Consider the following 18,640-nt stretch of genomic DNA (forward strand, 5'->3'; position numbering starts at 1 on the left):
CGGAAAATAATAACCATGGAAGGTTACTATGCTTGCTATTGTTCAAACCCGTGCCTGTGTTGGTGTGTCTGCGCCGCCGGTCAGCGTTGAGGTACACCTGTCCGGCGGCTTGCCAGCGCTGTCGATTGTAGGCCTGCCAGAAACCGGTGTGCGTGAGAGTAAAGAACGGGTGCGCAGCGCCCTGATCAACGCCGGTTTTGATTTTCCCGCACGTCGTATCACCATCAATCTTGCCCCTGCGGATCTGCCCAAAGAGGGCGGTCGTTTTGACCTGCCTATTGCCCTTGGCATTTTGGCGGCTTCTGGCCAAATTCCGGCCGCGGCTCTGAGTACCTACGAATTTGTTGGTGAGCTGTCGCTAGATGGCGCGCTGCGCCCCTTGAAAGGCGTATTACCGGCGGTTCTGGCGGCCCGAGCAGAAGGTCGCCAATTGTTGGTGCCCCAGGCTAACGCCGCTGAGGCGTCACTGGCCAGCGAACACGACGTACTGGCCGCCAGCCATTTGCTGGCTGTGTGCGAACACTTGCACGGCCGTGCCCGGCTTGTGCCGCTGGCGCCTGCTGACTTAAGCGGTGGCGACAGTGGGCAGGCAACAACCGGGCCTGACCTGGCCGATGTTCGGGGCCAACAGGTGCCGCGCAGGGCGTTGGAAGTGGCCGCGGCTGGAGGTCATAACCTCCTGTTTTTTGGGCCGCCCGGAACCGGTAAAAGCATGCTCGCTAGCCGTCTGCCGGGCATTATGCCGGCGCTTGCCGACACTGCTGCGATGGAAGTGGCGAGCGTGCATTCTGTAGCGGGTATGGCAGTGGCCGAGGGCGGTTGGCGCCAGCCGCCTTTTAGGGCACCACACCACACGGCTTCGGCGGTGGCCATGGTAGGTGGCGGCAGCAGTCCGCGGCCCGGAGAGATTTCTTTGGCCCATCGCGGCGTGCTGTTTTTGGATGAACTTCCGGAATTTGAACGGCGGGTGCTGGAAGTGCTGCGTGAACCTATGGAAACCGGCGAAATTCACATCAGCCGCGCTGCGCGGCAGGTCACATTTCCCGCCCGTTTTCAGGTTGTGGGTGCTATGAACCCGTGCCCCTGTGGTTACAGCGGCCACCCCACCATCGAATGCCAGTGCAGTCCCGCCCAGATTATCCGCTATCGCTCGAAAATTTCTGGCCCGCTGCTGGATCGTTTCGATTTGCACGTAGAAGTGCCGGTGCAAGGTGGTGATGTGTTTATGCAGCACGGTGAGCCCGGCGAAAGCAGCGCCCAGGTGCGGGCACGAGTTGTAGCTGCTCGCAGCTTGCAGAACGCCAGAGGCACGTTAAACGCCGAGTTGTCGGGCAAGGCGCTGCAAACGGCGTGTCAGCTTGACAGTGACAGTGAGCAACTGTTGCTACGGGCAATGGAAAAACTCGGGCTGTCTGCCCGTGCCTTGCATCGGATACTGCGTGTGGCGCGCACGCTGGCGGACCTTGATGCCAGTGCCAATGTAGCCCGCGCCCACCTGGTAGAAGCCTTGGGTTATCGCCAGTTAGACCGCCGTAACGGCCAAAGTTCTCTGGTTTCGTCTTGAGCCGCTGTCGTGAGCTCACCTTGTACTCTGGTGAACGGGTGTCTGGTAAACTGACCACATCGATACGCCAGAGTCCGCGAGCAGCGGTTTGAGGATGCATAATGACTGAAGCAAATGTCCCACAGGATCACGCCAAAAACGGCCGCTCCGATGAGTCCCCGGTAACCACTCGCCGCGGTGTGCGCAGTTTTGTGTTGCGCCAGGGCCGGATGACCGAGGGTCAGCGTAAGGCCTACGAACGCAGCTGGCCCACATTCGGCCTGACGCGAGAACACGGTATGGTTGATCCGCGCCAAGTGTTTGGCCGCGATGCCATGCTCAATCTTGAAATCGGTTTTGGCATGGGGCGCTCGCTGGCGGATATGGCTGAGGCTGCGCCAGAGCAGGATTTTATTGGTGTGGAAGTGCATCTGCCTGGCGTAGGTGCCTTGCTGAAAGATATTGAAGACCGTGGTCTGGAGAACATCCGCATTTACAGCATTGATGCCAACGATGTGATTGACCTGTGCCTGGCGGATGCCTGCCTTGATCGGGTAATGGTGTTTTTCCCGGACCCCTGGCACAAAAAGCGCCACCACAAGCGCCGCCTGATACAGCAGGAATTTGTTCAACGCCTTCGCCACAAGCTAAGAGTTGGGGGCATTCTGCACTTGGCCACAGACTGGGAAAACTACGCTGAACACATGATGGAAGTGATGGCTGATTCCGAAGGCTTTGCCAATACCCGGGGTGAGGGTGGTTTCTCGCCAAAGCCGGAGGGCCGCCCGGTGACCAAATTCGAACAGCGCGGTGAACGCCTGGGCCACGGTGTCTGGGATTTGTTGTTTTACCGAACCAACTGATGAACAGTCAGCACAACACCCGTTAACGGTTTTCTGGTCGCCGTTTTTGGTTCCGTTTTACAACGTGCCTGCCAGCTCACGCGTGAGTAAGCGGGTGCCGCCGGGCGGCGCGAATAATCACTAGCCCTGCGCTGCCCAGCAGTAAACCGGTAAATTTCACCAGTGCAGAAAATGCGACAACCAAGCTGGCGAGGTCGTCTGGCTCTTTCAAATTGTTCAGTAGCAATAGGTTTTCAACGCAATCGCTGACGGCCGCCAACGCAAAGAGAGTAAGCACCCAGCGGCCCGCCGTGCGTTCGCGCACACCGGGGCGGTCTTTTAGAAGATGGTGGGTTAGCAGGAACAGCGTAGCGGAATAGAGCGCAACCAGTAAAAAATCCAAAAGCAACGAGATTCTGGCCCACGCCTGTTGTTGCGGGCTCCAGCTTTGCAATATATCGCGGGTATGTGCGGCGTTGCCCGCCAGTTGTAGGTTAACGATGCCTTGAGGCGCCTGGGGCGTATGTAGCAACTGGTTGATCAGCAGCAGGGCGATAGCGAGGAGTGCGGACAGCGCAAAGCCGACTTTTAGTTGCGCAGAGAGGCGCCGCCTGTCTGGCGGGCGTTGAATTGGGGCAAATTCCATTGGGTGTGCTCCTTTGCCGCTGGCGCTGTGATTACTGCCGCCATTATCACCGCTGCCATCACGTTGCCGTCACTACAGCCGTCTATAAAAACCGCTGTAATAGGCTGTTCAAATAGCGTTGGCCGAGTTCGGTGGCTTGAATGCGTTGAGGATGCATCAAACCCTCCTGCCTTAATGTTTCAAGTTGTACCGCAATCGTGCTTAAGGGTAAACCCGTGCGCTGTTGAAACAGGTTTTCGGGCACGCCCGCGCCAAGGCGCAGCGCGTTCATTAGAAACTCCAGCGGCCGCTCTGCCACTGATATCGCCTCGCTGCCGGCGGTACGGCTGCCTATTCGATTCAAATAGGCTTGCGGTTGGCGGGTTTTCCAGTAGCGCAAAATCTGGCCATCCGGTTGACTGATTTTACCATGGCCCCCGGCGCCCAGGGCCAAATAGTCGCCAAACGTCCAGTAATTCAGATTATGGCGCGATGCCATATTCTGCTGGCTCCAGGCGGATACCTCGTAATCGGTAAAACCGTGGCTGCGCAGGTAGTCGCCGCCCTGGCTGTAAATATCCCACAGCCGATCCTCGTCTGGCAGCTCTGGTGGCTGGCTATAAAATTCTGTGTTGGGCTCAACCGTAAGTTGATACCAAGACAAGTGCGGTGGTTGATACGATAGGGCCTGAGCCAGGTCGTCCAGTGCCTGTTCAGGCGTTTGACCTGGCAAACCGTGCATGAGGTCGATATTGAAGTTGTCAAAACCGGCCTGGCGCGCCGCGGTTATGGCGTTGTGAGCTGCTTGGCTGTCGTGAATGCGCCCAAGCACCTTTAAGTGCTCTGGGTTAAAGCTTTGCACGCCTATCGACAGCCGGTTGATGCCGGCCTCACGGAACGCTTCAAAGCGGCCCTGCTCGAGAGTGCCGGGATTTGCTTCCAGGGTAATTTCAGCATCTGCTGCAAATTTCAGCCGTAATTTAAGCTCGCGAAACAGATCCCTGTAAAAACCACCGCTCATCAGCGATGGCGTGCCACCGCCAATAAATACCGTTTGTATGACGCGGCCTGCGACCAGGCGTAAATCCTGATCGAGGTCGTCCAGCAGTGCCTTTAAATACGCGCGTTCAGGAATATCCCCGCTAATGGCATGGGAATTGAAATCGCAGTAGGGGCATTTGCGCACGCACCACGGTACGTGCAGATACAAGCTTAGAGCAGGCTCAACGGCTGCAGGTGTCGGGCTTAAGCTCAAGAGGCGTCCTGTAACTCGCGTTTCAGCTGATCGGTCATCATCGCCAGCGCCTGGCCGCGGTGGCTAAGCTGGCCTTTTTCTGCACGGCTTAGCTCGGCGGCGCTGCAGTTGCGTTCGGGCACAAAGAATATCGGGTCGTAACCAAAACCGCCGGCGCCTGAAGCCTGGCGCAGTATACTGCCGTGCCATTGGCCGTGGCACACCAGCGGGGTAGGGTCATCAGCGTGGCGCAAGTAAACCAGTACGCTGTGAAATTGGGCGTTGCGTTGGCCGTCAGGTACGTTTTCCATATTGGCCAACAAAGCATTCAGATTGTCGGTATCGCTAGCGGTGTCGCCGGCATAACGCGCGGAGCGCACGCCTGGTTGGCCGCCTAGGGCGTCTACAGCCAAACCGCTGTCGTCGGCCAATGCTGGCAGGCCGGTAATGCGGGCTGCATGGCGGGCTTTAAGAATGGCATTTTCAATAAAGGTGACCGCCGGTTCTTCAGCTTCACCCACGCCCAGTTTGCCTTGAGCAACGGGCGCCAGCCCCAAGGGGGCCAGAAGATCATTGAATTCTGCAATTTTGCCAGGGTTGTTGCTGGCAATAACCAATGTCTGGGGCATTGAAGGCTCAATTGTTAAAGGCTTAGTCGTTAAACAGGGCGTGGGAAAATCGTACCGGCAGTTCTTGATCGTGACCGTTTGGACGCGCGGTGAGATTGAACGTCAGCAATTCAGCCGTGCCGTACTGGTACGCGGCAATAAAGTATACCGCGTTGCCTTCCTGAATGCGGCGAAACGCCAGAAAGCGAACTTGTTGAATGTCGTTGGTAACTTGGCCTTCTACCTGGCCCGCTACCGGCGACAAGGTACCGTCGGCGTTGGTTTGCATAATGGCAACGTTCACAATGCCGATGCTTTTACTGCGCTGAAGATTGTTTTCTTTCGCAATTTCCGGCGTCAGAAATGTGCTGGGCAGCACGCTCCAGGAAACGGTGTATTCACCGAAATTCTTACTGTCGGCCTGGGCCAAGCCAGCAAAGCACAGCAGCACCAGCGCAAACGCCGAGTGCATAAAAACCGAGTGTTTGGCAATCATCATTGTAAATTCTCCCTGGTGATGCGGTAAATCGCGATTTCGCCCAGCAGGTTTGGCCACAAACGGGCCACCCAGCTGTTCTGATGCTGGCCGTCTACAACCTTGCGACTGGTGATGCGTATGCTTTTCTGGCGGCATAGAGCTTCAAAGTCCTGGAACGTACACAGCCGTATGTTGGGGGTGTTATACCACTTATACGGAAGCGCTTCGGATTCGGGCATGCGCCCGCTCAACGCCAATCCCCAACGCAAGCGCCAATGGGCAAAGTTGGGAAAGGTAACAATGCCTTCGTTGCCCAGACGCAGCATTTCGTCCAGCACTTTGTCGGGTCGGCGTACCGCTTGCAGGGCCTGGGTCATCAGCACGACATCGAAACTGTTGTTTTCAAAGTTGGCCAGCCCCTGGGTGTCGAGGTTTTGTTCTATTACTGATACGCCGCGGCTCATACAGTGTGTGATGTGCGCCGGATTAATCTCCAGGCCATAGCCGCTTGCGCCGCGTTCGCGCTGCAGAAAATCGAGCAGCGTGCCGTCACCGCAACCCAGATCCAATACGTGATGGCCCGGTTTTATCCACTGCTGGATAATTTCAAGATCGGCTCTCATGCTCCAACCTCCCGCGCAACACGGTCTATATAGGCGGTGAATACATCGGTATAACGTGGCGTGGGAATCAGAAACCCATCGTGACCCCAAGGGGCGTCAATTTCAGCGTAGCTGACTTTGCAGCGAGCGGCGATCATGGCTTTAACCAATTCTTCAGAGCGCTCTGGCGCAAAGCGCCAGTCGGTACTGAACGACAACACCAGAAATTCGCAGCGTGCGCCCTGCAGGGCTTTTGCCAGGTCACCGTCGAATTCGTAGGCGGGGTCGAAGTAGTCCAGGGCCTTGGTCATCAGCAGGTAGGTGTTGGCATCGAAGGATTCGGAAAAGCGTTCGCCCTGATAGCGCAGATAGCTTTCTACCTGAAATTCGGCGTCGTAGCCGAATTTGTAGGCTTCTTCGCGCAGCTCACGGCCAAACTTTTCGCCCATGGAAGCGTCAGATAAATAGGTAATGTGGCCCACCATGCGCGCCAGCATCAAACCGCGCCGGGGTAGTGTGAGATTGTCGCTGTAGCGCCCGGCGTGAAATTCTGGATCACTGGTAATGGCCTGTCGCGCTACCTCGTTAAAGGCGATGTTCTGAGCGCTCAGGCGCGGCGTTGACGCGATAACCGCCGCGTGGCGTATGCGCTCGGGGTAGGTAAGGCTCCATTGCAGTGCTTGCATGCCGCCCAGCGATCCGCCCACCACCGCCGCCCAGCATTCTATGCCGAGCTTGTCAGCCAGGCGCGCCTGGCTGTTGACCCAGTCAGTTACCGTGACAACTGGAAAGTCCGGGCCATACAGTGAGCCCGTGTCCGGGTTGATGCTGCTGGGGCCGGTGCTGCCGTGGCACCCTCCCAAATTGTTAAGGCTCACCACAAAAAAACGGCGGGTATCTATGGGCTTTCCGGGGCCAATACAACTGTCCCACCAGCCTGCTTTGCGTTCATCGGCGCTGTGATAACCGGCGGCGTGATGGTGGCCGCTGAGGGCATGACAAACCAAAATCGCATTGCTGGCGCTGGCATTCAGTTCGCCATAGGTTTCCACTACCAGCTCATAGCGGTTCAGCACCTTGCCGCAAGCAAGCTCCAGCGGTGTATCAAAATGGTAGGTCTGCGGGGTAACAATCCCAACAGAATCTGCGGGCAATGGATCAGGCATTGGCGCGACGACTTCCTGGCTAGAATCGAGAAATACGGATGCGCCAAAGAGGAGCGGCGCTCAAGCGTTTTAGTGTAAAGGCGGCAGCAGCGAGCTGCAACTGCCGCCGGGAAATCACATGGCGCTGGAGAGCTTAACCGCTTTTTGCTGAGAGAAGGTGGGTGCGGGCTTGCGAATTTGCCGGTGTATGGCCTCAGCCAGTTCAAGTTGGCGCTGCAGATCGCTGATGGCATCCTCGAGGCGCTTTGTTTCGGCACGGCCGTGGCGATCATTGTGCGCCAACTCCTTTAACCGTCCGATTTGATGTTGCAGCAGTTGTTTTTGCTCAAGTGTGTACTGCATCACCGGCAGCAGCGCTTGTCGCGGCCAGCGTTCCGCGTCTTGTTGTGCCATTAGGTACAGATTACGCACTTCGTTAATCATCAGGTTGGAAAACCGCCGCACCAGCACTGACTGTTCGGTGAGCAAATTGCGGGGATTGTTGCGAAAGCGCTCCGATTTCTGTCGCAGCTTGCGGATGGCGATTACATGACGGCCAGCCGGAAAGGGTGCTGGCTCTATGTGGCGAGCGCCAGGGTCATCGCTGTAGCGCTTGTAAATGGCAGTCACCATGCGCTCTGCCAGCCTGCTTTCGGTCAGCAGGTGGGAGAGGTCGCCTTCCAAACCGTCAAAAAACTGATCTATTGCCCGGTTCATACCCACTGTGGTCCAGCTTTTGGACATGTTTTCGCGTACCCGGGTCACTTGGGTTTCAAAGTGTGTCGCGGCCACCAACTCTTGCAGGGTCACGCCCTGGGCCTCTACCAGGCGGCGACTTGAACGCAGAATGATCAGTTTTTTATAATAGTACTCGTATTCAGTCTGGGTTTTTTCAGCCAGCCGCTTCAGGTGGGCTTTGTCGGGCGTGGGCCCGCTGTAAGCCTGCTGTTCCTCACGCAGCGTGCCCAGCTGGCTATGAAGTGCGGCCTGGCTGTTTTGAAGCATGCCGAGTAGATCATTGATAAGGCTGCCGGTAATCAGCTTTTCCTTATGCGCCAGAATGCGCTGAATGATCAGTTCTTCAAGTTGCTCAATTCCCGAGCGTTGGAACAATTCAAAATCGTTTTTTACGCGCCCGACCAAGCCCTGTTTGGCTGATACAGGTATTACATCCTGTGGTTGAATGCCTAAATGGTCGGCGCTGTAATTGCGAACCCTTTCGATGGCTTGTAGGGTGCTTGCTTCACCTTGAAGCTCGTCCCACAGCACATCTATCTTATTCATCACCGCAAAGCGACCGGCGCGGTGATCGGCTTGGTCGGTGGCAATAAAGTCACGCCAGATGGCCAGATCGCTAGCGGTTACGCCGGTGTCGGCGCTGAGAACGAATATTATGGCGTGGGCTTTTGGCAACAGGCTGATGGTCAGTTCCGGTTCGGAGCCCAAGGCGTTCAGGCCAGGAGTGTCCAGAATGCGCAGGCCGCGTTCAAACAGCGGGTGGCGAATGCTGATCTGCGCGTTCCGCCATGCCGGTATCAGAACCTGACCGGGATTGGCACGGTCGAGTTCTAGCATTTGCTCGTCGAAGCCCAACATGCGTGCTGAAGTCGGCGTTACGCTTTTTACTCGGGCCACTTCTTCTAATATCTGACGCATTTGGTCCGGGTTTTCCGGATCCAGCTGATGCTTTAACCAGCGCTCGGGCTGGGCGCGCAGCTGCTGCAATGAAAGTTCACCCACGCGGGTTTCTATGGGCAGCAGCAGTAAATAGTTTTCCTGGTGGTTGCGGTCAAAAAAAAGCTCGGTAGGGCACATCGTGGTGCGCCCAGCCTGGGAGGGCAGCATGCGCTGACCGAAATCGGAAAAGAACAGAGCGTTGATGAGCTCGGTTTTACCACGGGAATATTCGCCAACAAAGGCGATGGTCAGCTCGTCTTCCACCAGAAGCCGCAGGCCTTCATGAATACGCTCACTGATGTCGTCAGAATAAAGCCGGTTATCCTGCAGCCACAAACGATAGCGGCCAATCTGTCGAATCAGCTCTTTTTTCCAGCTGTGGTAAATCTCTACCTGGTGAGACAGCGCCCCGTGAGGTGTCATCGCAGAGTCCTTGAGCATGTTCGAGCCGCACCGGAACGAAAGGCGAAGAGCCATGGCGCATGAGCTTTAATGGTACTACTGACACGGGCAAAATATGTAGCCCAACAAGCGACATTTTATTTTGCAAAAATGATTAAGTCGGTAGGAATAGAGCGTTAAAAATAAAAAAGCCCGCAAAATCAGCAGATTGATTCAACGGGCCGGTGTGACGTTGCGGGTTTTTTGATTGTTATGAAATGTAATTATGAGACTTGGGTTACATTCCTGCCAACAGCGCCGGCATGCCGGTGGCGACCTTCATGTGATCAATCATCACAGTAATCACCTGCAGTATCAGAAATACAATAATGGGTGACAGGTCCAGGCCGCCCAGTGATGGCACCACTTTTCGCACCGGACGCATGACCGGTTCGGTAATCTGAGCCACCAACTGTATCGCCGGGTGGCTACTGCCGGGTGCGATCCAGCTGATAACCACCACGGCAATCACCGCCCAGAAATACAGAGATGCTACCAGACCCGCCACGTTCAACACGGACCAGGACAACAGCCACGCCGGATTGAACAGCGCTGCGCCGGCATCATACAGCAGTAATACCAAGGTAAAGGTGATGGCCTGAATCAGTATGGTCAGCACGATAGCTGCACCGTCAATACCGCCCCAGCCGGGAATTACCTTGCGCACAACACGCAGCGGCGGATTGGTGACCTTCACCACGAACTGCGAAATGGGATTGTAAAAATCGGCTCGCGCCAGCTGCAGCAAAAACCTCAGCAGTACTAAGGTCATGTAAAACGACGACGCGATCGACAAAATTGTGAGCAGAATCTTCGGCAGCATCAGCGGGTGTCTCCGTTTGCTATGGTTATTTACCGGCCAGTTCTTTGGCCATTTCCTGAGAGCGGGTATAGGCCGCTGAGTAGGCTTTTTGCACCAGTTCGCGCAAACCACCTTGCTCGAACCTATTCACTGCCTGCTCGGTAGTGCCACCGGGTGACATCACATTACGCTTCAGTTGCGCCGGTTCCAGGTCACTGCGAGCCGCCATTTCTGCGGCACCTGCCATGGTTTGGATGGCCAGTTCGCGAGCTGTTTCTGCCGCCATGCCAGCGTTAGTGGCGGCTTCTTCCAGAGCTTCCAGCATCAAGAAAAAATAGGCAGGGCCGCTGCCAGACAATGCGGTTACCGCGTGCAGTTGTTCTTCCTGCTGCACCCAGGTGGCAGAACCTACGCTGTCAAAAATGGCCGTAACGTCGTTTTTTTGCTGTTCGCTGACCCGCGAGTTGGCAAACAGGCCCGCGGCACCTTTGCCCACCAGCGACGGCGTATTGGGCATTACCCGTACCATGGGTACGCCACCGCCAAGCCATCCGTCAATCGTGTCGGCGGTCAGGCCAGCTGCGATTGAAACTATTAATGGCCGGGTATTACGCACCACCGCGGCAATATCTTCACACACGCTGGCCATTACCTGCGGCTTTACCGCCAATACGACAATGTCAGATTGTTGGGCGCAGTAGCGGTTGTCGGTGGTTACGCTGATGCCGAAACGTTTGCGCAAGCCTTGCAAATGCTCGTCGTCTGGGGCGCTGACCCAAATTCCGCCGGCTTTGTAACCGTTATCCAGCATGCCGCCAATAATGGCGCTGGCCATATTACCGGCACCGATAAATGAAATGGTCGGTGATTTGCTCAATATTCACTCCAGGGTTTGACCCAATCGAAAAAATGGTTGTGCCTGTTGCGGATCATAACAGGAACCGATGTTTTCAGCTCATTTGCTGGCGTGGACCAAACACGGCGGTGCCTACTCTTACCCAAGTTGAGCCTTCGCCAATCGCCAGCTCCAGATCGTCAGACATACCCATAGACAAGGTGTCCAGCGGCCCGGCACCGGGCTGGTCCTGGCGTAACTGGGTCAAGGCATTGTTCATGGCCCGAAAGCTCTCGCGCAAAGCAGCTTCTCCGCGCTCGGGGTCTGGAATCGCCATAAGCCCACGCAATGTCAGTTGCGGTAGTTCGGCAATCGCCGCTGCCAGCGCCGGCAGTTCGTTCAGCGAGCAGCCGGATTTGCTGGGTTCATTATCAATATTAACCTGTAGGCAAATATTCAAGGGGGGCAAGGCAGTGTCGCGCTGGTCGTTAAGGCGGTGGGCTATTTTCAGGCGTTCAACACTGTGTACCCAGCAAAACGCAGAAGCTATTTGTGCGGTTTTGTTGGATTGAATCGGCCCTATGAAATGCCAGCGTAACTCCGGTACATCCTGTAGGTTCGCTATTTTATCCAGAGCTTCTTGCAGATAGTTTTCACCGAAATCCTGCTGGCCTGCCGCCACGGCTTCGCGCAACTCGTCTGCCTGGCGGGTTTTACTAACCGCCAACAAGCGCACAGAACTGGGCTTTCGCCCCGCTTGTAGTGTTGCTTTTTCGATGCGCTGGGTTACGCTCTTGATGTTGTCTGCTATGCTGCTCATGGTGTGAAATCGCTCTGCTTGTACAGCTTCAGGTAGCGTTACACGTTACCCGCAGGTCACTGAAATGCCAAGTGATCACCGGTCTTGGTGTGCCGGTTACGGCAGCCGGCGAAAAAGAAAACTCCCGGGGAATTCTATGGATATTACCGAACTGCTTGCCTTTTCGGCGAAACAGGGCGCTTCAGACTTGCACCTTTCTGCTGGCTTGCCGCCGATGATTCGTGTGGACGGTGATGTACGCCGTATTAACCTGCCTCCTTTGCCACATAAGGAAGTGCACGGTCTGATTTACGACATCATGAATGACAAGCAGCGTAAAGACTACGAAGAGTTTTTGGAAACCGATTTCTCGTTCGAAGTGGCCGGGGTTGCCCGTTTCCGGGTTAACGCCTTTAACCAGAATCGCGGTTCCGGTGCGGTGTTCCGGACGATCCCCTCGAAAGTGCTGTCCATGGAAGACCTAGGCATGGGACAGGTGTTCAAAGACATTTGCGCGGTGCCACGGGGGTTGGTTCTGGTAACCGGGCCCACCGGTTCTGGCAAGTCCACCACGCTGGCGGCCATGGTAGACCACATCAACGACCACCGTTACGAACACATATTGACCATTGAAGATCCCATTGAGTTCGTGCACGAGTCCAAAAAGTGCCTGGTTAACCAGCGCGAAGTGCACCGCGACACCTTGGGCTTCAATGAAGCGCTGCGCTCGGCGCTGCGGGAAGACCCGGACATTATTCTGGTGGGCGAGTTGCGTGACCTTGAAACGATTCGTTTGGCGCTGACCGCCGCTGAAACCGGCCATTTAGTATTCGGCACCCTGCACACCACGTCGGCGGCAAAAACCATTGACCGGGTGGTTGACGTGTTTCCGGCCCAGGAAAAATCCATGGTACGGTCGATGCTGTCTGAATCTTTACAGGCGGTTATCTCGCAAACCCTGATGAAGAAGATGGGCGGCGGGCGTATTGCTGCTCACGAAATCATGATTGGCACCTCGGCTATTCGCAACTTGATCCGTGAAGACAAAATCGCGCAGATGTATTCGTCGATACAGACCGGTGGCTCGCTGGGCATGCAGACCCTGGACCAGTGTCTGGAACGCCTGTTGCAAAAGGGCCTTATTTCTCGCGATCAGGCGCGCTTGAAAGCAAAAATGCCCGATGCCTTTTAATCCTGACAGGATCTTCGCTGGCTGATACAAAACGACTCGGGTGCTTGGGCGCGCCCAACAAAAGGTGATGAAGATGGAATTTGAAAAGCTACTGCGGCTGATGGTTGAGAAAGGCGGCTCGGACTTGTTCATTACCGCCGGCGTTGCGCCCAGTATGAAAGTGAACGGTAAAGTGTGGCCTGTCACAAAGACCGCCCTAACACCCGATATGACCCGTGAGATGGTTTACGGTGCCATGAGCGACAAGCAACGCGCCGAGTTTGATGAAAGCCACGAGTGTAACTTCGCCATCAGCGCCCGTGGCATTGGTCGCTTTCGGGTTAGCGCGTTTTTTCAGCGCAATCAGTGCGGTATGGTGCTGCGTCGTATTGAAGTAAAGATACCGGAAATCGACGATCTTTCACTGCCCGACATCGTTAAAGAGCTGGCTATGACCAAGCGCGGGCTGATCATGTTTGTCGGCGCCACCGGCACGGGCAAATCCACCTCGTTGGCTGCGATGATTGGCTTCCGCAACCACAACAGCCGCGGCCATATCATTTCTATTGAAGACCCGATTGAGTTTATACACCAACATCAGGGTTGCATTGTGACCCAGCGCGAAGTGGGCATAGATACTGCCAGCTTTGAAGTGGCGTTGAAAAACACGCTGCGCCAGGCGCCAGATGTGATTTTGATTGGTGAGGTGCGAACCCGCCAGACCATGGAATATTCAGTACAGTTCGCCGAAACCGGGCACTTGTGCCTGGCGACTCTGCACGCCAACAACGCCAACCAGGCGCTGGACCGGATTATCCAGTTTTTTCCACCCGAACAGCACGGCCAAATCTGGATGGACCTGTCGCTGAACCTTCGCGCTATTGTTGCGCAGCAACTGGTGCCCACGCCAGACGGCAAGGGCCGGAAAGCGGTTATTGAAGTGCTGATCAATACGCCGCTGGCGGCTGACCTGATTCGCAAAGGCGAAGTGCACAAGCTCAAAGACCTGATGGCCAAATCCAACGAAATTGGTATGCGCACTTTTGATCAGGCGCTGTATGAGCTGTATTCCGAAGGTTCCGTGACTTATGAAGATGCCTTGGCACATGCTGACTCACCCAACGATTTGCGTTTGATGATAAAGCTTGGAACCGACGCCAAAGGGGTGGACAAGTTGTCGTCTTCGGTGGATAAGCTGACCATTCAGCAGGACTGAAGCACTAAGACAAACGTCTTGGTGCAGGTGTTATAAGCAATTGATGGTAATTGCAATTGTGACGGCCGTAACCACCTGAGTATACTTCGGCCGTTCATAATCAGGAGACGTCAAAAAATGAAATCAACCCGTCTTGTCCTTGCTATCCGCCTGACCACTCTGGCTGCCATTGCTGCGCCCGCGACTGTTTTTGCCGGTGGTTTTTCCCTGAACGAGCAAAGCGCCAGTGCTATGGGTGTGGCGAATGCGGGTGCCGCAGCAAATCCCGAGAATGCATCCACGGTGTTCTTTAACCCGGCGGGTATGAGCCAGTTGAAAGGGACCAATCTTTCATTTGGTGTGGCCGTTCTAGACATCGATGCTGAAGCTAAGGGCGGCAGCACCAGTGCAACCGACGCATTAGGCGATCCCGTTAAGGGCTCGGGCGGTGGCGATATTGCTGACCCGGCGGTGCTGCCCAATTTTTTTATAACTCACGAAGTGAACGATTCTATCGATGTGGGTTTCGGTATCCATGCGCCTTACGGGTTGGCGGCGGACTACGATGACGATTTTGTTGGCCGCTACTTTGCTGACAAAACCGAGCTGACAGCGATTTCGTTTACCCCTTCTATCGCTGTCAATAATGGCAAAGGTCTTTCAATGGGCCTGGGCATCAACATCATGTATGCGGAAGCTCGTTTGACAAAGTTCCAAGACATTAGGGCAGGGCTTGCAGCGCAATCTAATGACGCTACGGCTCGCGTACTGGCAAAAAACTACGAAGCAGCTTACGGGGCACCTTATTCTGATATTAACGGTGATGATATCGCCGTTAACTTTCGCGTTGGCTTTTTGTATGAACTATCTGACCGCACTCAATTTGGCCTGACGGCACAAACCGGAACCGAGTTTGAGTTGAAAGGCGATGCCGAAATAAGTAGGTTTCCTAAGCAGCAAACACCAGGCGTATTTGTGCCGATCACTTTGAAAGAAGCGGCCAGTGTACCGCTGGCCATTCCAGAGAGCATTACCGTAGGTGCTCGCCATCAGCTGAATGAGTCAGTGACCGTGCTTGCCGGCGCTACTTACGCGCGCTGGAGCCGGTTCGAGGGCCTTGACGTGTTCAGCACGGAAGGCGACGGTGGCCAGATATCTCAGGCTCTTGGGCGCACCGGTGATAAACCGCTCAGCCACGTTACTGAAAAATGGCAGAATACCTGGCAGTTCAACGTGGGCGGAATCTGGCAAGCTACGCCTGCATGGGCGTTCAAGGCGGGCTATGCGTGGGATGAATCGCCGGTTGGCGAATTTGTAACCGCGCGCGTTCCTTCATCAGACCGTCATTGGCTGACTCTGGGTACTCAGTGGAAAGACGCGCAAAGCGGCTGGACCGTGGATGCGGCCGTGGGCACTCTGTTGTTCACAGACGATCCGAAGATTAACGAATTCGTTTATCAGTATGATGCTCCTAGCCAGAAAGATCCGGCTGCGGGTAAGTCTAACTACAAAGGCGAATACGAGCTCGACGCCTGGAGTGCTTCACTACAAATCAGTAAAGCCTTCTAACGTCTGATTTGAAAGAAAGAACGGCAAACCGATTTAATCCGCCTGCCGCAGTGACAAAAATGCCCGCTTGAGCTCGCACTCAGCGGGCGTTTTTCGTTAGTGGGCCTGATCCCAGTTATCACCCACGCCGGCCTCCACCAGCAAGGGTACAGCGAGTTTCGCAGCGCCCGACATGCGCCTGATCAGTCCTTCGCGCACCGCTTCTACCGCGTCTTCTTTTACTTCGATGATCAGTTCATCGTGTACCTGCATGGTCATGCGAGCGCTGTCCCGGTATTCGGCCAGTAGCCAGCGTTCCACCTCAATCATCGCGAACTTGATAATGTCGGCAGCAGTACCTTGCATGGGCGCATTAATCGCGGTGCGCTCGGCTGCCTGCTGCAGTTGCTTGTTGCGTGCGTTGATCTCGGGCAGGTACAAGCGCCGGCCAAACAGAGTTTCCACGTAGCCGTCTTCGTGGGCCTGTTTGCGAATGTTGTCCATGTATGTCAGTACGCCGGGGTAGCGTTCGAAATAGCGGTCGATGTACTGCTGTGCCACTTTGCGCTCGACGTCCAGCTGCCGCGCCAGGCCAAACGCCGACATGCCGTAAATCAGTCCAAAGTTGATGGCTTTGGCGCTACGCCGCTGGTCGGTGTTCACTTCTTCTAGCGTGACCCCAAACACTTCTGCTGCGGTGGCTTTGTGAATGTCTTCGCCCTTGGCAAACGCGGTTAGCAAGCCTTTGTCTTTGGACAGGTGCGCCATAATGCGCAGTTCAATTTGGGAATAGTCCGCGGCCAGCAGCTTGTAGCCTTTCTCGGCGATAAACGCCTGGCGAATGCGCCGGCCCTGCTCGCTGCGAATGGGTATGTTCTGCAGGTTGGGTTCTGACGATGATAGGCGCCCGGTGGCCGTGACTGCTTGATGGTAAGACGTGTGCACGCGTCCGGTGCGATGGTGGATCAGCTCTGGCAGGGTGTCTGTGTAGGTGGATTTGAGCTTGCTCAGGCTGCGGTGTTCCAACAGCAGCCTTGGCAGTTCGTGGCTGTGGGCCAGTTCCTGCAGCACCGGTTCGGCCGTTGAGGGCGTACCCTTGGGCGTTTTTTTGAGAACGGGCAAACCCAGCTTTTCATAAAAAATAACCTGCAGCTGTTTTGGCGAGCCCAGGTTGAAGGTCTCCCCGGCGGCTTCATACGCGGCTGTTTCCAGTTCGGCCATGCGTTCAGCCAGTTCCTGGCTGTGCTGGCGCAGTGTGCTGGCGCTGATCAGCGTGCCCCTTTGCTCCATGCGCGACAGCACCGGTACCAAGGGCAAATCAATGTCTTCATACACCGACTGCAGCTTACCGGTGGCGGCTAGTTGCGGGCGCAGTGCCTGATGTAAGCGAAGGGTGATGTCGGCGTCTTCGGCGGCGTAGGGGCCGGCTTTATCAAGCTCCAGCTGGTTGAACGTCAGCTGTTTGGCACCTTTGCCTGCCAGGGATTCAAAGGTTGTGGTTTCCTCGCCCAGATAATGCAGGGCCAGGGCGTCCATATTGTGGCGTGAAGACACCGAGTTCAGCACGTAGGATTGCACCATGGTGTCTTCGGCAATGCCTTCCAGGCAGATGTCGTGGTTGGCCAGCACGTTTTTGTCGTACTTCAGATTTTGCCCGACTTTTTTATGGTCGGGGCTTTCCAGTAGAGGTTTGAGCTGGGCCAGCACCGTGTCGCGGTCCAGCTGTTCGGGCGCGCCCATGTAGTCGTGGCAAAAGGGCACGTAGGCTGCTTCAAACGGTTGTACCGCAAACGATACGCCCACAACCTCTGCAGCCATGTATTTCAGGCTGGTGGTTTCGGTGTCAAAGGCAAACAGTTCTGCGGCTTTTAAGCGCTCTATCCATTCATCCAGTTCTGCCTGGTCGGTAATAATGCTGTAGTGCTTGTCACGGGGCTGAGTGGGTTCACCAGGGCTGCTTTGATGTGCAGTGCTATTATCTGACGTGCTCTGATCAGACGTGCTTTGATCAACACCGGACTGCGCAGCAGCAGGCCCGGCGGTTTGGGGGCCTGAGTTTTCGAGTTCGTTGATCCAGCTGCGCAACTCGTATTCGCGGAACAGCTCCAGCAGTGCGCTGTTGTTCTGCTCGCGTTCCTGCAGATCTTCCAGTCCGAACGCCAGCTCTACGTCCAGTTTGATGGTGGCCAGTATCCGGCTCAAGGGCAGGGTTTCCCTGGCATCCCGCAGGTATTCCCCAACCTTGCCTTTGATGTCATCGGCATTGGCCATCAAGTTGTCGATATTCTGGTATTCCTGCAGCCATTTTACCGCGGTTTTCGGGCCGCACTTGTTCACGCCCGGTATGTTATCCACCTTGTCGCCCATCAGCGCCAGATAATCGATGATCTGCGCCGGTGTTACGCCAAACTTTTCTTCAACGCCCGCTGCGTCCATGTGGGTGTTGGTCATGGTGTTGATCAGCGTTACGTGCGCGCTTACCAGCTGTGCCATGTCTTTGTCGCCCGTTGACACCACCACATCGATGCCCTTGCTGGTGGCCTCGTGGGCCAGGGTGCCAATCACGTCATCGGCTTCCACGCCATCCACAATCAGCAACGGCAGGCCCATGTGCCTGACAATCTGGTGAATGGGTTCAATCTGTACGGCCAGGTCTTCAGGCATGGGTGGGCGGTTTGCTTTGTAATCCGCATACAGGTCGTTGCGAAAGGTTTTGCCCTTGGCATCGAACACCACCACAATTTTGGAGCCGGGGAAGTCCAGGTCTATCCGGCGTATCATGGCAATAACGCCCTTGATGGCCCCGGTTGGGTGGTTTTTGCTGGTCATCAGTGGTGGAAGTGCGTGGTAAGCGCGGAAAAGATAAGAGGAACCGTCTACAAGAACCACGGGTGGAGTGTGTTGTTCAGTCATAGCTGCCTGTGCCTGCAATCGTATTGAAGCGTGGGTTGCCTTGTGTAACTCTTATGGTAACAAGTAAGGCAATGGTAAAAAGTTCGGCAATGATAAAAAATACTGCGATTATTTCGGGTGCAAAACCAGCTTGAAAAAGCCAGCAAATCGGCAATAAGCGCATCATAAACAGATCGTCAAAA

The 18,640-nt window shown here is 55.4% G+C and carries 17 protein-coding genes; 5 read left to right on the forward strand and 12 right to left on the reverse strand.

Going from position 1 to position 18,640, the window contains the following annotated elements; genetic code table 11:
* Positions 1 to 28: 28 nt before the first annotated feature.
* On the forward strand, positions 29 to 1,564 hold the full coding sequence (locus tag MIH19_RS03000; protein ID WP_249007497.1) for a YifB family Mg chelatase-like AAA ATPase: 1,536 nt from the start codon (positions 29 to 31) through the stop codon (positions 1,562 to 1,564).
* A gap of 101 nt (positions 1,565 to 1,665) precedes the next feature.
* Positions 1,666 to 2,406 (forward strand): tRNA (guanosine(46)-N7)-methyltransferase TrmB, encoded by a 741-nt coding sequence (gene trmB, locus MIH19_RS03005; RefSeq protein WP_249007498.1) that lies wholly within the window; start codon positions 1,666 to 1,668, stop codon positions 2,404 to 2,406.
* 76 nt (positions 2,407 to 2,482) lie between these two features.
* On the opposite strand, the gene MIH19_RS03010 is transcribed toward trmB, so the two are convergent.
* The 10 genes from MIH19_RS03010 to MIH19_RS03055 all read right to left on the reverse strand — a co-directional run bounded on the left by MIH19_RS03010 (position 2,483) and on the right by MIH19_RS03055 (position 11,652).
* Positions 2,483 to 3,031 carry a hypothetical protein gene (locus MIH19_RS03010; RefSeq protein WP_249007499.1) on the reverse strand — a complete coding sequence of 183 codons (549 nt, stop codon included), beginning with the start codon at positions 3,029 to 3,031 and terminating at the stop codon, positions 2,483 to 2,485.
* An 82-nt stretch (positions 3,032 to 3,113) separates the two neighbouring features.
* A complete protein-coding gene (hemW, locus tag MIH19_RS03015; protein WP_249007500.1) occupies positions 3,114 to 4,265 on the reverse strand; it encodes a radical SAM family heme chaperone HemW in 1,152 nt (383 codons plus the stop codon).
* A complete protein-coding gene (rdgB, locus tag MIH19_RS03020; protein WP_249007501.1) occupies positions 4,262 to 4,873 on the reverse strand; it encodes an RdgB/HAM1 family non-canonical purine NTP pyrophosphatase in 612 nt (203 codons plus the stop codon). The genes hemW and rdgB overlap by 4 nt, the downstream gene beginning before the upstream one ends.
* Before the next feature lie 22 nt (positions 4,874 to 4,895).
* Positions 4,896 to 5,351: a DUF4426 domain-containing protein gene (locus MIH19_RS03025; RefSeq protein ID WP_249007502.1), complete on the reverse strand. Its 456-nt coding sequence runs from the start codon at positions 5,349 to 5,351 to the stop codon at positions 4,896 to 4,898.
* The gene (gene metW, locus MIH19_RS03030) at positions 5,348 to 5,953 is read right to left on the reverse strand and encodes a methionine biosynthesis protein MetW (protein WP_249007503.1); all 606 of its coding nucleotides are present in this window, start codon (positions 5,951 to 5,953) and stop codon (positions 5,348 to 5,350) included. Before metW ends, MIH19_RS03025 begins: the two co-directional genes overlap by 4 nt.
* Positions 5,950 to 7,098: a homoserine O-acetyltransferase gene (locus tag MIH19_RS03035; RefSeq protein WP_249007504.1), complete on the reverse strand. Its 1,149-nt coding sequence runs from the start codon at positions 7,096 to 7,098 to the stop codon at positions 5,950 to 5,952. The genes metW and MIH19_RS03035 overlap by 4 nt, the downstream gene beginning before the upstream one ends.
* Positions 7,099 to 7,212: 114 nt before the next feature.
* Entirely contained in the window at positions 7,213 to 9,177 is a 1,965-nt protein-coding gene (locus tag MIH19_RS03040) for a dynamin family protein (RefSeq protein WP_249007505.1), read from the reverse strand.
* Positions 9,178 to 9,433: 256 nt separating this feature from the next.
* Positions 9,434 to 10,018: a YggT family protein gene (locus tag MIH19_RS03045; RefSeq protein ID WP_249007506.1), complete on the reverse strand. Its 585-nt coding sequence runs from the start codon at positions 10,016 to 10,018 to the stop codon at positions 9,434 to 9,436.
* A gap of 25 nt (positions 10,019 to 10,043) precedes the next feature.
* Positions 10,044 to 10,874 (reverse strand): pyrroline-5-carboxylate reductase, encoded by an 831-nt coding sequence (gene proC / locus MIH19_RS03050; RefSeq protein WP_249007507.1) that lies wholly within the window; start codon positions 10,872 to 10,874, stop codon positions 10,044 to 10,046.
* A gap of 73 nt (positions 10,875 to 10,947) precedes the next feature.
* Positions 10,948 to 11,652, reverse strand: a complete 705-nt coding sequence (locus MIH19_RS03055) for a YggS family pyridoxal phosphate-dependent enzyme (RefSeq protein WP_249007508.1) — start codon at positions 11,650 to 11,652, stop codon at positions 10,948 to 10,950.
* A 136-nt stretch (positions 11,653 to 11,788) separates the two neighbouring features.
* On the opposite strand from MIH19_RS03055, the gene MIH19_RS03060 reads away from it, so the two are divergent.
* From MIH19_RS03060 to MIH19_RS03070, 3 genes are all read left to right on the forward strand, one after another.
* Complete coding sequence (locus tag MIH19_RS03060) at positions 11,789 to 12,823, forward strand: type IV pilus twitching motility protein PilT (RefSeq protein WP_249007509.1); 1,035 nt, start codon at positions 11,789 to 11,791, stop codon at positions 12,821 to 12,823.
* Positions 12,824 to 12,896: 73 nt separating this feature from the next.
* Complete coding sequence (locus tag MIH19_RS03065; protein ID WP_249007510.1) at positions 12,897 to 14,018, forward strand: PilT/PilU family type 4a pilus ATPase; 1,122 nt, start codon at positions 12,897 to 12,899, stop codon at positions 14,016 to 14,018.
* A 117-nt stretch (positions 14,019 to 14,135) separates the two neighbouring features.
* Positions 14,136 to 15,566, forward strand: coding sequence for an outer membrane protein transport protein (locus tag MIH19_RS03070; protein WP_249007511.1), 1,431 nt, complete (start codon positions 14,136 to 14,138; stop codon positions 15,564 to 15,566).
* A 96-nt stretch (positions 15,567 to 15,662) separates the two neighbouring features.
* Here MIH19_RS03070 and polA read toward each other — a convergent pair whose 3' ends face one another.
* Entirely contained in the window at positions 15,663 to 18,458 is a 2,796-nt protein-coding gene (gene polA / locus MIH19_RS03075) for a DNA polymerase I (protein WP_249007512.1), read from the reverse strand.
* Positions 18,451 to 18,624: a hypothetical protein gene (locus MIH19_RS03080; RefSeq protein ID WP_249007513.1), complete on the reverse strand. Its 174-nt coding sequence runs from the start codon at positions 18,622 to 18,624 to the stop codon at positions 18,451 to 18,453. The genes polA and MIH19_RS03080 overlap by 8 nt, the downstream gene beginning before the upstream one ends.
* Positions 18,625 to 18,640 lie beyond the last annotated feature (16 nt).

It is taken from the genome of Marinobacter sp. M1C, assembly GCF_023314135.1.
Lineage (GTDB): Bacteria > Pseudomonadota > Gammaproteobacteria > Pseudomonadales > Oleiphilaceae > Marinobacter.